The organism is Natronolimnobius sp. AArcel1 (assembly GCF_011043775.1).
GTDB lineage: Archaea > Halobacteriota > Halobacteria > Halobacteriales > Natrialbaceae > Natronolimnobius.
The window spans coordinates 568,742-582,224 of record NZ_JAAKXY010000003.1; the positions used below are offsets into that span (position 1 = coordinate 568,742).

General features: G+C 60.6%; 13 protein-coding genes. 5 read left to right on the forward strand and 8 right to left on the reverse strand.

What is annotated here, in order from left to right:
* Nucleotides 1-61: 61 nt before the first annotated feature.
* Complete coding sequence (locus tag G6M89_RS11080; RefSeq protein ID WP_165161836.1) at nt 62-499, reverse strand: universal stress protein; 438 nt, start codon at nt 497-499, stop codon at nt 62-64.
* Nucleotides 500-625: 126 nt separating this feature from the next.
* Between G6M89_RS11080 and G6M89_RS11085 the strand changes: the two genes are divergently transcribed.
* From G6M89_RS11085 to G6M89_RS11095, 3 genes are all read left to right on the forward strand, one after another.
* Nucleotides 626-1,159: a DNA-binding protein gene (locus tag G6M89_RS11085; protein ID WP_165161837.1), complete on the forward strand. Its 534-nt coding sequence runs from the start codon at nt 626-628 to the stop codon at nt 1,157-1,159.
* On the forward strand, nt 1,152-1,658 hold the full coding sequence (locus G6M89_RS11090; protein ID WP_165161838.1) for a metal-dependent hydrolase: 507 nt from the start codon (nt 1,152-1,154) through the stop codon (nt 1,656-1,658). The genes G6M89_RS11085 and G6M89_RS11090 overlap by 8 nt, the downstream gene beginning before the upstream one ends.
* A gap of 75 nt (nt 1,659-1,733) precedes the next feature.
* Nucleotides 1,734-2,480 carry a ThuA domain-containing protein gene (locus tag G6M89_RS11095; protein WP_165161839.1) on the forward strand — a complete coding sequence of 249 codons (747 nt, stop codon included), beginning with the start codon at nt 1,734-1,736 and terminating at the stop codon, nt 2,478-2,480.
* A 31-nt stretch (nt 2,481-2,511) separates the two neighbouring features.
* Here G6M89_RS11095 and G6M89_RS11100 read toward each other — a convergent pair whose 3' ends face one another.
* The 5 genes from G6M89_RS11100 to G6M89_RS11120 all read right to left on the reverse strand — a co-directional run bounded on the left by G6M89_RS11100 (nt 2,512) and on the right by G6M89_RS11120 (nt 8,511).
* On the reverse strand, nt 2,512-3,357 hold the full coding sequence (locus G6M89_RS11100; protein WP_165161840.1) for an aldo/keto reductase: 846 nt from the start codon (nt 3,355-3,357) through the stop codon (nt 2,512-2,514).
* Between the two features lie 85 nt (nt 3,358-3,442).
* A complete protein-coding gene (locus G6M89_RS11105; RefSeq protein WP_165161841.1) occupies nt 3,443-4,498 on the reverse strand; it encodes an alpha/beta hydrolase in 1,056 nt (351 codons plus the stop codon).
* A 265-nt stretch (nt 4,499-4,763) separates the two neighbouring features.
* Nucleotides 4,764-5,555: a VOC family protein gene (locus tag G6M89_RS11110; RefSeq protein WP_165161842.1), complete on the reverse strand. Its 792-nt coding sequence runs from the start codon at nt 5,553-5,555 to the stop codon at nt 4,764-4,766.
* Nucleotides 5,556-5,603: 48 nt separating this feature from the next.
* On the reverse strand, nt 5,604-7,283 hold the full coding sequence (locus G6M89_RS11115) for a Na+/H+ antiporter NhaC family protein (protein WP_165161843.1): 1,680 nt from the start codon (nt 7,281-7,283) through the stop codon (nt 5,604-5,606).
* 118 nt (nt 7,284-7,401) lie between these two features.
* Nucleotides 7,402-8,511 (reverse strand): GTP-binding protein, encoded by a 1,110-nt coding sequence (locus tag G6M89_RS11120; RefSeq protein WP_165161844.1) that lies wholly within the window; start codon nt 8,509-8,511, stop codon nt 7,402-7,404.
* A 158-nt stretch (nt 8,512-8,669) separates the two neighbouring features.
* Between G6M89_RS11120 and G6M89_RS11125 the strand changes: the two genes are divergently transcribed.
* Nucleotides 8,670-10,682 (forward strand): hypothetical protein, encoded by a 2,013-nt coding sequence (locus G6M89_RS11125; RefSeq protein ID WP_165161845.1) that lies wholly within the window; start codon nt 8,670-8,672, stop codon nt 10,680-10,682.
* Nucleotides 10,683-10,724: 42 nt separating this feature from the next.
* Here G6M89_RS11125 and G6M89_RS11130 read toward each other — a convergent pair whose 3' ends face one another.
* A complete protein-coding gene (locus tag G6M89_RS11130; RefSeq protein WP_165161846.1) occupies nt 10,725-12,029 on the reverse strand; it encodes a tRNA(Ile)(2)-agmatinylcytidine synthase in 1,305 nt (434 codons plus the stop codon).
* A 195-nt stretch (nt 12,030-12,224) separates the two neighbouring features.
* Here G6M89_RS11130 and G6M89_RS11135 point away from each other — a divergent pair, with 195 nt between their 5' ends.
* Entirely contained in the window at nt 12,225-13,193 is a 969-nt protein-coding gene (locus G6M89_RS11135) for a transcriptional regulator (protein ID WP_165161847.1), read from the forward strand.
* Nucleotides 13,194-13,235: 42 nt separating this feature from the next.
* Here G6M89_RS11135 and G6M89_RS11140 read toward each other — a convergent pair whose 3' ends face one another.
* On the reverse strand, nt 13,236-13,481 hold the full coding sequence (locus G6M89_RS11140) for a glutathione S-transferase N-terminal domain-containing protein (RefSeq protein WP_165161848.1): 246 nt from the start codon (nt 13,479-13,481) through the stop codon (nt 13,236-13,238).
* Nucleotides 13,482-13,483: the final 2 nt, after the last annotated feature.

Consider the following 13,483-nt stretch of genomic DNA (forward strand, 5'->3'; position numbering starts at 1 on the left):
CCAACGAGCACGAAGAACAATGTTCGAACAGAGCTGCCGTCAAACGCCCTTCTCGAGGTAGTTATCGGACGATCGTCACTGGAACACTTGCACGACGGGTGACCGTTTCGGCAACGCTTCCAAGCAACAATCTGGCGACTCCAGACCGGCCGTGACTCCCCATGACGATCTGGTCGACATCGTGTTTATCCGCGTAGTCGACGATCAGCCGGGCCGGTTGGCCAGTTTCAACGCTCGTCTCGAGCGTCCCCGAGACCCCACCCTGCTCGGCAGCGCGGTCGCGGGCTTGCTCACAGAGGGATTCGCCTCGCTTGCGCACGCGATCCTGTGTCTGTGGGTCGGCGTAGCCCCCACCGCCGTAGTCACTCGCGACACCGTCAGCTGGGTTGACGACGTGTAACATCGTAATCCGGTCATCACCGTGCGCAGAGACCGCGTGATCGAGTGCCGCCCACGCCTGCGGTGAGCCATCGATCGGAACGAGGACGTGTGTTGTCATACCTCTCCTACGTGGTGGCGGTCAAAAAGTCCCCGCCTCGAGTGGGTGGCTGTCTCCAAAACACACGGTACACGCAGTCAGCGAAAACACAATGTCCAAGTGGGTTATCGACGAGTGCCAGACAAGATGCGTTTTCGCGCGCGACTCATGGTCGCTGTCGTGCTCATTGTGATACTTGGTGGCCTTGTCGTTCATCACGGTATCACACATGATGAGCACTGGCCACACCCAACCGGCGATGAACTCCAGGAAGACTACGACGCGTTCGTCGGTGAGCAGGTACTCCTGTTCGGTACCGTCGAGGAGCGTGACTCCAATAGCGAAACGACACTCGTCCGGGTGACAGACTCCGCAGATAACGTCGCGGCCGACCTCGAGGTAGACGGAATCGACGACTCAGTCGAACCGGGCGGCTTCGTCCAAGTATACGGCATCCTCGAGGCCGACCGAACGATGGACGCCGACCAAGCCGTGGTCGTCGACGAAAGCGCCGGTGCGACGATGTACAAACACGTCACATCCGTTCTCGGAATCGGTCTCGCCATTGCCGCTTTTTTCCGGTACTGGCGGCCCTCGCGTTCGACGCTTGGTTTCGAAGCACGGGAGTCGTCGCAATCGGAAGGCCGTGCATCGGCGGCGGAGGTGTCCGAGGATGGCTGAACTGCTTTCGCATGTGCTCATTGCGTACACGCTCGCAACAATAGCAAGCTGGCGACTCGAATGGCTGACGCGCCGGTGGGTTGCCATCGCGATGATCGGCGCGTTGATCCCCGACGTGAATCGAGTTGGACTGTTCGTCAGCGACGCGACGCTCGAGCGTCTCGTTGGTGTTCCTGTGAGCGTCGATGCGATTCACACGCTCGGTGGCGTAGTGGTGCTGTCCGGAATTGGCGCGATGGTGCTTTCAGCCCACCAGCGTCGCGCGTTCGGAGTGTTACTCGCTGGCGCACTGTCGCATCTGCTTGTTGACGGGCTGAAAGCCTATGCTGACGGCGCTGCGGATGCGTGGCTCTACCCACTGACGTGGTATCGCCATCCGACGCCAAATCTGTACGTTTCGTCCGATCCAACGGTGCTGGTCGTCACTGTCGTCGGCGCGCTCGCGGTCGTCGTCTGTGATCGGATTCTACGCGAGCGCGGACTGGTCGCCACATCCTGACTGTGCCTTTCGCTGAGAGTCGATACGTTTTGCCGCTTTACCAAGCCGCTTGGCCCGAACGACAGAGATGACAGTATGGGAACGCAGGTCACCGTCTGGAACGAATTCGTCCACGAACAGGAAAACGACACCGTCACAGACCTCTATCCCGATGGCATTCACGCGACTATCGCGGAGACACTCGAGGAGCATGGATTCGACACTCAAACCGCCACCCTGCAAGAGCCCGAACACGGTCTCACTGAGGACGTCCTCAAAGAGACAGACGTGCTCACCTGGTGGGGCCACACTGCCCACGACGAAGTCGACGACGAAATCGTCGAGCGGGTCAAACAGCACGTCCTCGAGGGGATGGGCCTGCTCGTCTTGCACTCAGGACACTTCTCGAAGATTTTCCGCGAACTGATGGGCACCACCTGCGCGCTCAAATGGCGCGAGGCAGCCGAACGCGAGCGCCTCTGGGTCGTCGAACCAAGCCACCCAATCGCCGACGGCATCGACGAGTACATCCAACTCGAGGAAGCGGAGATGTACGGCGAGCACTTCGACATCCCACAACCCGAGACGCTCGTCTTCAATTCGTGGTTCGAAGGCGGCGAAGTGTTCCGCTCGGGCTGTTGTTACCGCCGTGGCAGCGGGAAAATCTTCTACTTCCGGCCGGGCCACGAGACCTACCCCGTCTATCACAACGAGGAGATTCAACAAGTGCTTGCAAACGCCGTCGAGTGGGCTGCGCCAAGTGACGACCTCTCAGAACCAGTTCGAGGCAATCACGACCCACTCGAGGAAATCGACACGAGCGACGATCGGACGGTTCACTAACTCGACTCCGGCGTGAGCGCGACCGCCTTTTTCACTGTGGAATCCCCCACACGTCGCTCTCCCAGTCGCGTGCGGGCGTATCGTACACTGGCTCGTTGCGGTCGCGTTCGTCGAGGCGCTGACGATCCTCGCTCGAGAGTTCCCAGTCGAACAGCGCGTAGTTATCCGCAATGTGCTCGGGCGTTGTCGACCGCGGGAGGACAACAACGTCGCGCTCGATAGCCCACCGAAGGACGATCTGTGCGGGCGATTTCTCGTATTCGTCGGCCAGTTCCTGAACGACCTCGTCTTCGAAGACCTCGGTTCGGCCAAGCGGTGCTGCCGCCTCGAGGACGGTATCCGTGTCCTCGCAGTATTCAACAAGATCGGGGCGCTGGAACCAGGGGTGGAACTCGATCTGGTTGACTGCAATCGGCACGTCGGAAACGTGCTGGGCGGCGCTCAACTGGTAGGCGCTGAAGTTCGAGACCCCAACGTTGCGGACGAGTCCCTCCTCGTGAAGCGTCTCCATCGCGTGCATCGTTTCCCGAACCGAAATCGCCGGGTTGGGCCAGTGGATCAGATACAGATCGAGGTAGTCGGTTCCCAACTTCTCGAGGCTGTCCCTACAGGAGGCGATCACGTCGTCGTAGTGGAGGTTCTTCGCGAGCACCTTCGACGTGAGAAAGAGGTCATCGCGGTCGACATCAGCGTCGGCGAGCGTCTCGCCGATTTCGGCTTCGTTCATGTACCCCTCGGCCGTGTCGATGTGCGTGTAGCCCGTCTCGAGTGCGGCTTGGACCGACTTTTGGACGGTTTCACCCTCGAGTTCCCACGTGCCAAAGCCGATCATCGGCAGTTCGTCGCCACTCGGCAGCGTCTTTGTTGGGACTGTCATCGGTCCATAGTACTGATGAGAAAGCCAATAAAGTGCTGATTGCGGCGGGCTGTGGGTGGTTTTCGCTGGTCCGTCACACACACCGTTACCGCGACGCAGATCCGTCGCCGGCACCCTCTCGAAGCGTTCGCTCAAGGAACGTGCCGATCGCGTCTGGTCCCGCTGGCGGGTGCGAAACGAGCAATGGGCCGGTCGTCGTTTCGTCGCATTCCGTGCGGGTCGTTGCAGTCGCGGTAACGGTCTGGGCGTGGTCGCCCGACTCGAGGGCGGCCATGGCCGTCCGCTCGGAGTCGCCACCCCAGACGTGACCGAGGTCGTGCAGGTCATAGAACGCTGCGTCGACGCCTGCGTTCGCCAGTTCGTCGAACAGCAGGCAGCTCTGCTCGACGGATACGACCTCGTCCTCGCGGCCGTGCATGATGCAAAACGGTGGATCGTCCGGCGTCACGTAGGTGACTGGACTCGCGCGTCGGGCGCGGTCTTGGTTTGCCGACAGCGGCCCACCCAACAGGAGCGACTCGGGTGTCTCCTCGATACCCGGCAACTCGAGCAGGTCGTGGACTCCGTACCAGTCGATGACGGCCTGTACCGCGCCCGATTCGGTGGGTTCGACCGCTTTTCTGACGGACTCAGCTGGGTAGGCGTCGCCAGCGATGTCGGTGACGTCATCAACGACGCCGGCCAGTGCCGCCAGATGGCCACCCGCAGAGGACCCCCACGCTGCGATGTGCTCCCCGTTGAAGCCGTACGTGTCGGCATGTGCACGACACCACCGGATCGCCGCCTTCACGTCGATGATCGGGTCAGGGAAGACGCCACGCGGCGTCGGGTTCTCCGGGTCGACGTCGAACGGGAGGTCGACATCGTCGGGAACCGCCGCCAGCCGGTAGCTCACGCTTGCGAGTGCACAGTTCCATTCGGCCGCGAACCGCTCGAGGTCGGGGGCGTTCTTCCGAGTCTCGTAGATCCACGCACCGCCGTGAATGTAGACCACCAGCGGTGGCCGGTTGTCGCCGGCATCGGGTTTGGGGACGTAGAGATCGAGTTTCAGGTCGCCAGCGTCGCGCTCGGCGTAGGTAAGGTCCTCGTGGACGACGACGACGGAGGGATCGTCCGCGTTCGACTCGGAATACGCTGTCATTACGAACACAGGTCGTACTGGCTGGGCCTAAGAATTTCCGTGTCGGAACCGTCGGCCGGATCTCATACGGTTTACTGTAAGTCATTTCCGGCGCAACCGCCGTCCGGGTCGCGGTTACGCCGGTAAACCGTTACAGCAATCCGTATCAGTGGTGCCCGCGTACTGCACGCTCGAGTGGATGGACTCCCTCGAGCGGACCACTGTCACATTCCAAACTGCGACCGCAAAAAAATGCGAACGCGAGTGCGAGTGCAAGTGAGCCCGCTCAGAACGGGAACAGCGAGTCCGCCTCGAGGTCGCGTTCGATGAGTTCGATCTCGTGGCCGTCCGGATCCGTCGTAAAGGCGTACATGTTGTCGTTGCTTTCTGGATCGCGGTAGTCGTCGGCCTCGCGGGTCATGAGTTGATCCCAGTCCTCTTCGAGGTCGTCGACGCGGACACAGAGGTGGCCCCAGGCGTCGCCCATGTCGTAGCTGCGGCCGTCGTAGTTGTAGGTAAGTTCGACCGTCATCGCCTCGTCGGCAGCCCCCTCGGGCTTCATGAAGTAGTTCGAGAAGCTGTCGGCCTCCCAGCGGCCGTCGTGGTCGTACTCGAACTTGCGGGTCCAGAATCCAAGCGACTCGTCTGCGTCTTCGACGCGGATCATCGTGTGATCCAGACTCCAGAGTGCGCCGACATCGCGCTTGACGATCTCAATTTCGTGGCCGTCGGGATCTGTGACGAACGCGTAGTTGTAATCACACGATTCTGGATCGCGATAATCCTCGACGCCTTCGTCCATCAGTTGCTCGTAGCGCTCCTCGAGTTCGCCGTCGGGAACACGGACCGCGATGTGGCCCCAGGCGTCGCCGACCTCGAGGTCCTCCTCGCCCTCATTGTGGGTGAGTTCGAGCATCGCACCGTCCTCGTGCATGTCCTCGGGACCGAGGTAGACGATGGTGAAGCCGTCGCCCGCATAGCGATCTTTTTCCTCGTACTCGAGGTGGGTCTGATACCAATCGAGCGATTCCTCAAGGTCCGAGACGCGGATCATCGTGTGGTCGAGCGTGCCCTCCATGCGCGAGTCAACGCCCGGAAATCTCAAAAGCGTGGCGAAGGCGGCGGTCTACTCATGCTCGCGTGGCTGCTCGTGATCCTTCGTCGTCGCCACCGGTTCGACACCCCTGCGCGTGGCATCGGCACTCGAGAGGCCGTAGACGAGGCCGACGAGCAAGACGACCCCGATCGGGAGATAGATGATCGGCGAGATGTCGGCGTAGCCGTAGAGAGCGTAGCAGATGACAACAACGAGCAAGACGGTGCTGGCGTAGTACAGCTGTGTTCGGATGTGATCGATGAGGTCTGCGCCAGTAAAGGTCGAGGAGAGCACGGACGTATCCGAGATGGGCGAGGTGTGATCGCCGAAGATCGCTCCCGAAAACACCGCGCCGATAATCACCGGCATGAGATCGAATGCGCCGGTGATATCGTAGGCAACCGTAATCGCGATTGGTGTCACGATACCCATCGTCGCCCACGAGGATCCCATCGTGAACGCGACGAATGCCGCGACGAACAACACGACAATCGGCAAGAGTGCCGGCGAAACGACGCCCTCCGCTGCGGCGGCGACGTAGTCACCAGTTCCAAGATCCTCGGCAACGGCGCTGATCGCCCACGCAAGCACGAGCACTGTGACTGCGGTGAGCATGATCGAAAAGCCGTCCAGAACGGTATCCACGCTCGCCCCGATATCGAACAGATCGTACGCGAGTCCGATTGCAATTGCCGTGACGACCATCGCGAACGATCCCCAGACGAGCGCGGCCGCGAAATCACTCGCACCGACGATATCGACGAGCACCGGCAGTGTTCCGGCGTCGCCAATTGCCGCCTCGAGCGAGGTCGTCGCCCCGGCCTCGTCTTGTTCGACCACCCACTCCTGGTAACCGGTCCAGAACGCACCTCCCAGCGTCACGACGATCAAGACGACAATCGGTGCGAAGAAGGTCCGAAGCATGGGTTTCGTCTCGATTGGTCTCCCGAGGTCTTCCTCGACCTCCTGCAGGGGGTTCGCGTCCTCGCGCGTCACGTTCCCCGTCCGCCTCGAGCGGCGTTCGGCCGTAAGCATCTCTCCGTAATCGCGCCTCGAGAGGACGATGATGCCGACCATCACGATGGCAAGCAGCGAGTAAATGTTGAACGGAATCGAGCCGACAAACGTTTCGAACGCGCCCGGCGTGTCGGCCGCCGCAACGTCGTAGTCCTCATTCTCGACGAGACTCGCATACCCCTCGTCGATCATCGACAGTTGGAATGCAACCCAACTCGAGAGGCCGAGCGTCGCGACGGGGGCGGCTGTCGAGTCGACGATGTAGGAGAGTTTTTCCCGCGAGATGCGTAGTTGGTCGGAGATTTCGCGCATTGTCGAGCCGACAATCGCGGTGTTAGCGTAGTCATCGAAAAAGAGCAGGATGCCAAGCGCCCAGGTTGCCAGCCCGGCTGCCCGCGGCGTACCGAGGCGGGCCGTCGCCCAGTTTCGAACGGCTGTTGCACCGCCGAGTCGCCAGATGAGCGCGACGCCGGAGCCAAGCAACAGCGTGAACACGAGAATGTTCGCGTGAAAGACATCGCCGATGGATTCGGTGATCCACGTGAACGTCTGTCCAATACCGATGCTTCCCGTCGCGATGACGCCGCCGGACCAGATACCGAGAAAAAGCGAGAGAATTGGTCGTCTGGTGACGATTGCGAGGACAATCGCAAGGAGCGGCGGAAGCAATGACAGTGCTCCAAACTCGGACATACTGAGGACTACATCGAAGCGCCAAATAATGCTATCAATTCACATAGGTTGCCGACCGTCACATGCGCCGACGTAAACACGCAGGCATCAACGCGGCCGAACCAGAAATGAACCGGCGCTACCGGCGCAGAATGAGTTTCAATACGTCTTCGTCCTCGAGGACGTGATCCGTGCCGACCTGCTGTTCGTCGTGGGTTGCGCTGGGGCCGCTGACGCGGGCGAAGCGGAATCGCTCTTCCATTTCGCCTCCGAGTTTTTCGATAGCTTCGCCGATCGTCGTTCCCTGCTCGACGACGAGCGGTTCGTCCCAGTCGATGCCGCGACCGGGTTTGTCCATGTAGACGCGGATGAGTCCAAGATTGTCCCAGATCCGGTCTTTCAGCGCCTCGAGCCCCTTCTCTTTCTCGGCGCTGATGAACGTCACTTCCTCGGGATCGAGGTCGCGCTCACGCAGTTTCTCGTCGACAGTTTCCTTATAGTCGGGTTCGATGAGATCGACCTTGTTGACGCAGGTGATCGAGGGAATGTACTCGCGATTTTCCATCAGGCCGTCGACCAGTCGGTCGATGGAGAGTTGCTCTTGTAGGTTGAGGTCCGCGTTGACGTAGCCGTGCTCGCGAAGCACGTCCTTGATCGTCTGCTCGTCTAACTCCTGGTCAGCACTCGAGGTGATCTTGATCCCGTCTTTGATCTTCGGGCGCACGGTCACGCGCGGGGGTTCCTGATCGACGCGGATGTTGATGTCGTACAGTTCCTCCTGCAGGCGGTCGTACTGTTCGATCTCGAACACCGAGAGGGTGAAGATGATCAGATCGGCGTTACGTACGACTGCCAACACCTGCTGGCCGTCGCCCCGTCCCGTCGCCGCACCCTCGATGAGCCCCGGCACGTCCAGCATCTGGATGTTCGCACCCCGATGCTGGAGCATCCCCGGGTTCACATCCAGCGTCGTGAACTCGTAGGAGCCGGTCTCGCTTTCGGCGTTCGTCAGCGAGTTCAGCATCGACGACTTGCCGACGCTCGGGAAGCCAACCAACGCGACGGTCGCGTCGCCGTGTTTCTCGACTGAGTAACCCGTGCCGCCGCCCGCCGAACTCTGGTTCTGGAGTTTCTCCTTTTTCTCCGCCAGTTTCGACTTGAGACGGCCGATATGGGCCTCGGTCGACTTGTTATAGGGGGTGTTGGCGATTTCGTCCTCGATTGCTTCAATCTCGTCCTCGAGCCCCATTTGTCTGTATGCAACCGCCCGCGCCGAAAAACACTTTCCATGCGCGCCGTCGGTGACCCCGCATTACCACCAATATGATATGGTATAGCTACACGTACTTTCTCCCTCGGAAATTCCATTTGAAGGTTTATAAGTCATGGCTGAGAACAGGAATTCACATGTCAATTGGGAAGGGACGCAGCCGCTTGTCGGCCGCTCGCAACCACTCGGTGACAGCAATCGCACTCGCTGCGATTGTTGCACTGTCGATGGTTGCGATGGCCGCCACTGGAGGAATCGCCGCAGCAGACCAACAGACAGACGCCGACATCGAAGCCTACGATGGCGTCGACGAGGCCTCGATTTTCGGCCCTGCCGATGAGGTCTATCTGCAAGACAACGGGAGCGGCGTCCTTGTCTACGAAGACGACGATGACGAGATTTCCGAGTTCCAACTCGGCGCCGACGTAAGCGAAGGCCTTGCACACGTTCTCATCGCTGACGATGCCGACGCGACAGGCGACGACGATGTCGAGGGCGAATTCAGCGCCGCACTCGAGGATGATCTGTTCACGGCCGGTGGCGCACTTGCCTTCGAGCAGCCACCAGAACTCGAGGACCTCGATGTCGACATCTCCGGTGAGCAAACCGAAGAGACGAACGAATTCAGCGCTGACATCTACGCGCTGATCGGTGATGGCGAGGATCAGGCTGACATCGAACAGGCCTCGCTCGAACCAAACGCACAGCAACAGGCGCCATCGCTGTTCGAATCCGCGAGCACATCCGGTGAAGTCGACGTAACCGCAGACACGTTCACGACCACCGGCGACGTCGTCGTCGACTTCGGCGACGGCATGGGTGATGAAACACCTGAAGAGACGTTCTCGTTCGAACTCGGCGAAACCGCGTCCGGCTACGAACTCTCCGTCACCGAAGAAGAGACCGTCACAGATTCCTTCATGACGGACCCCGACGACTGGAAGACTGAAGAAGACGCCAAGGCCGCACTCGAGGAGGAATACGCTGACCTTGCAGACGAACTCGGCGGCGAGGCAACTGTCGAGATCCACCACCACGACTTCGAAGAGATCGACGACTTTACCGACTGGAAGGAACTCGAGTACACGATCACCTATGAGGGAATCGACGAGGGCCTCGAGAGCATGTTCGCCGAGGAACTCGCAGATGACCCAGCCGCAGATATCTCACAGGAGGAAGCCGAGCAGGTCGCAGCCCAGATCACCGAACTCGAGATCGAGACAATCGCGTTCGACATGACCTCGGGTGCCGAGTCACTCGAAGCCACCTGGGATGTTGAGATCAACGAATACGCGAGCGTCCTTGAGGCGTTCGTTGAACTCAGTGAGGCAACCGTCGATGACGAGGACCTCTTCGATGAGGAACTCGAGGAGTTCGACACCATGCTCGAGGCCCAGCAGGCCGCAGATCTGCAGACCAGCTTCGAGTGGGACGGTGAAGTCTCGTTCACCGATGACGACCAAATCGAGATTATCTTCGAAGCCGAAAGCGACACCGAGAACTATCAGGCGTACACGGACGAACTCGCAGACCGCGGCGTCGATGTCGGCGACGAGGAAGTTGTCTTCGAGTTCACCGCCACGACCAACGATGGCGAGATCGAAATCGACGGTGAGGTCGAAGTCGGCATGGACGATCTTGCAGAGACTGTCCTCACGTCAATCGCCCAGGAGTTCCAGCAGGAATCCGACGAACTAGGTAGTTTCGCCGCGGCGCTCGAGAACGCAGACCTCGAGATCGCCAAGGTCGATGCGGACTTCGATAGCGAGACCGTTACGTTCGAAGCCGGTGCGAAGTTCGACAGTACAGAGTCGCTCGTCGAGAGCGGCCTGTTCGGAGACGATATCGTCCTAACGCAGATTGCCGGGACCGAAGAAGATGACGGCGTTGCAACGTACGTCTACCTCCAGAACGTCGAGGGCGAGGACCTCTCTGAGGACGAACTCAGCGAGCACGGTCTCGTCGACGATGAAACAACGGTCTACGATCCTGGTGAGGGCGACCGCGAATTCGCCGAGATGGATACTGACGAAGCAGCAGCCTATCTTGGTGTCGACCTCGATGGCGACAGCATCCCCGGCTTTGGGCCTGTCGTCGTCTTCGCCGGCATGGGCGCAGCACTCGTGTTGTTCCTCACCCGCCGCAACTGAGCACTCGCTCGTATCGGTTATTTTTGCGCTCTACCCCGTGAGCTATCGCTCCGGCTGTGTCGGCCCGTCGAACCCGCCACGAACCAGCGGCTTCGCGATGTGACGGCGCGCACACGGCGGGACTTCATACCACCCCGTCTCGAGGTCGCGCTCGAGTGTGACCTCGCGTTTTCCGGGTGTACTCGTCCCACAGTCACGACAGCGATAGCCTTGATTCCGGCCGGCGCTTTTCATCGTCCGCTCACAGTCGGGACACTGTGGCGTCACGCGTTCCGTTTCGACGAGGTCGCGGACGGCGAACTTCTCGAGTTTGAGCGTCCCTCTCGCGACTTCGCCACAGACGGTGAGTCGGTCGCCGACACGGAGGGCGCGGACGCGGTCGCGAAAGCGCTTGGTCGGCTCAAACGCAGCACACTCGAGGCGGGCGCGATTGGAGCCGTCGGGTTCGGTGTTGTCCTCATCCTCGAGTGTCACGAAGACGTGGCCACCGCGTCGTGTCTCGGGTTCGGTGGCGACGCGGCCCTCGAGTCGGTAGGCGTGGCCATCCTGTGCTGTAGCAAGCGACTCACCGGTGGCATCCCGAAGGTGGCTATCAGTTCCCTGGTTGGTCACAAACAGTTGGCTCGAGGCGACGGGTTCGCTCTCGATGCGTTCGGCGACGGTTCGGACGGCGTCGGCGTCGTCACCGCGGATACCATGAAGGATCGGGCCGGGTGTATGGGGGACACAGACGGGATCGTACTCGCCGCGATCAACCGTATCCCAGACGGTCGGATACGCTGACTCGGCTGCCGCGAAAACGCTCTCCGTGTCGACCTCGCGGGGGGTCCCCCACCGCTCGGAGTCACGGTAGGAGATGTGTTCGTAGGTCCACTCCGACAGCCCGTTCCAGGCACCGATTGCGGCCAGTGCGCCGATTCGGCCGCGGCCGTCGCCGACGTGCCACGTTCGGTAGTCATAGCGTGCACACAGCTCTCGGGCGTCGTCAATCTCGAGGTGGTCACGGATTGCTCGTGTGGTGAACTCGCTGACTGAGTCGGGAACAGCTTCAGGGTCGCTGTCAGCGACGACGAGACCGGGATGCGTCCGCTCGTCGGCAGTTTCTGCGAGGGTAGCAAGGTGCTCGCGCGCGCGGTCGAACGCGACTGCAGGGTCGGCGTCGGTGTGAATCGCCAGTGCGGCGTTGCCGCGTGTCTTGTACTCGACGGCGGGGTTGAGCCGAATAAGAAGCAGGCGTGAAACAGTCGCCCCGTCGCGTTGCAACGCTCGAGCGATGGTGGCGGCGACATAGGTCGTACACATCCCGCGCTCGCGGGAATCAGTATCGTCGAGTCCGACGACGGTCATTACGGGCGATTGGGTGAGCAGCGAGTAACGCCTTTCGGGATGGGCAGTCGACACACGAGTCAATTGTACCGGCGAACGGTACCGTTACAGAAAACAACCCCTATATAAGTATACTGGCAGTACGTATTTGAACCACGTCACGGCAAGGAGGCATCGGGGAAACTGTTTTATAGCAGGAATAGCTTATTCCCCCCTATGTCCCGTTCCGCACTGGTCGGCAACGTTACCGCGATGCTCGAGGACGCGGGATTCGTGGTCAGCGACCGGTGTGCGATCCGACCGAAAAGCTTCGATATCGCCGCCCGTCGCGGCCAGGACCTGGTCCTCGTGAAGATTCTGGGCAACATCGACGCCTTCAACGAGGCGACTGGTCACGAGATGCGCCGCCTTGGGACCTATCTCGAGGCGACGCCGCTGGTGATCGGCCTGCGCAGTCGCGATGAGGATCTGAAACCGGATGTCGTCTACTTCCGACACGGAGTCCCGGTTTTCAGCCCAGATACGGCGTACAACCTCTTCATCGAAGACGTACCGCCCCTGATCTATGCGGCCCCGGGTGGCCTCTACGTCAACATCGATGGCGACTTGCTCGCCGACGAACGCGAGGACCGCGACTGGAGTCTCGGCCGACTTGCGAACGAACTCGGCGTCTCCCGTCGGACGGTTTCGAAGTACGAGGATGGCATGAACGCCTCCGTCGAGATCGCAATGGCGCTACAGGAACTGTTCGATGCGCCACTGACCAGTCCCGTTGACGTCCTTGACGGCGCAGAGGATGTCCACGAAACCGACTCGATGCCGGACGACCCCGAGGCAGATCCCGACGACGAGCGCGTTGTCGCGGTCCTTACGCGCGCCGGCTACAAGGTACACCCGACCGCTCGCTCACCGTTCAAAGCCGTGAGTCGCGAGGAAGACGACGACGAAGACGTCGTTCTGACTGGCCACTCAAAATTCACCAAAGCTGCTGAAAAGCGCGCCCGGATCATGAGTTCAATCGGCCACGTCACGCATACCCGCTCGGTCTACGTCGTCGACCGTGCGAAACAGGAGTCCGTCGACGGCACTGCACTCGTTGAACGCGGTGAACTAGACGAACTTCACGACGCTGCCGAACTCCGAAAAGTCATTCGCGAACGCGCCGAACACGAAGAAGCCGCCTGATTGCGGCGTCGTGCTCACATTAGTCTCTGTTTTCAGTGACGATCAGGCGTACGTCTCCTCGAGATAGGCAACGATATCGTCGCTTTCGTGCATCCCCTCGACATCGTGTGCCTCGTCAGTGATGACGGGGACACCGGTCTGGCCGCTAACACGCTCAACTTCGGTTCGGTCGCTGTGAGAGCGTGGCACCTCGATCACATCGTACTCGAGTTCGAGGTCGTCGAGTTTCGAGCGGACTTTTGTGCAGTACGGACAGCCGGGCAGTTCGTACATGGTGATGTCTGCCATGG

Coding starts and splice junctions, on each gene's coding strand:
- G6M89_RS11135 (WP_165161847.1), top strand. CDS start 12,225: ATGTCCCGTTCCGCACTGGTCGGCAACGTTACCGCGATGCTCGAGGAC.
- G6M89_RS11115 (WP_165161843.1), bottom strand. CDS start 7,283: ATGTCCGAGTTTGGAGCACTGTCATTGCTTCCGCCGCTCCTTGCGATT.
- G6M89_RS11120 (WP_165161844.1), bottom strand. CDS start 8,511: ATGGGGCTCGAGGACGAGATTGAAGCAATCGAGGACGAAATCGCCAAC.
- G6M89_RS11095 (WP_165161839.1), top strand. CDS start 1,734: ATGGGAACGCAGGTCACCGTCTGGAACGAATTCGTCCACGAACAGGAA.
- G6M89_RS11110 (WP_165161842.1), bottom strand. CDS start 5,555: ATGGAGGGCACGCTCGACCACACGATGATCCGCGTCTCGGACCTTGAG.
- G6M89_RS11130 (WP_165161846.1), bottom strand. CDS start 12,029: ATGACCGTCGTCGGACTCGACGATACTGATTCCCGCGAGCGCGGGATG.
- G6M89_RS11080 (WP_165161836.1), bottom strand. CDS start 499: ATGACAACACACGTCCTCGTTCCGATCGATGGCTCACCGCAGGCGTGG.
- G6M89_RS11100 (WP_165161840.1), bottom strand. CDS start 3,357: ATGACAGTCCCAACAAAGACGCTGCCGAGTGGCGACGAACTGCCGATG.
- G6M89_RS11085 (WP_165161837.1), top strand. CDS start 626: ATGCGTTTTCGCGCGCGACTCATGGTCGCTGTCGTGCTCATTGTGATA.
- G6M89_RS11140 (WP_165161848.1), bottom strand. CDS start 13,481: ATGGCAGACATCACCATGTACGAACTGCCCGGCTGTCCGTACTGCACA.
- G6M89_RS11090 (WP_165161838.1), top strand. CDS start 1,152: ATGGCTGAACTGCTTTCGCATGTGCTCATTGCGTACACGCTCGCAACA.
- G6M89_RS11125 (WP_165161845.1), top strand. CDS start 8,670: ATGTCAATTGGGAAGGGACGCAGCCGCTTGTCGGCCGCTCGCAACCAC.
- G6M89_RS11105 (WP_165161841.1), bottom strand. CDS start 4,498: ATGACAGCGTATTCCGAGTCGAACGCGGACGATCCCTCCGTCGTCGTC.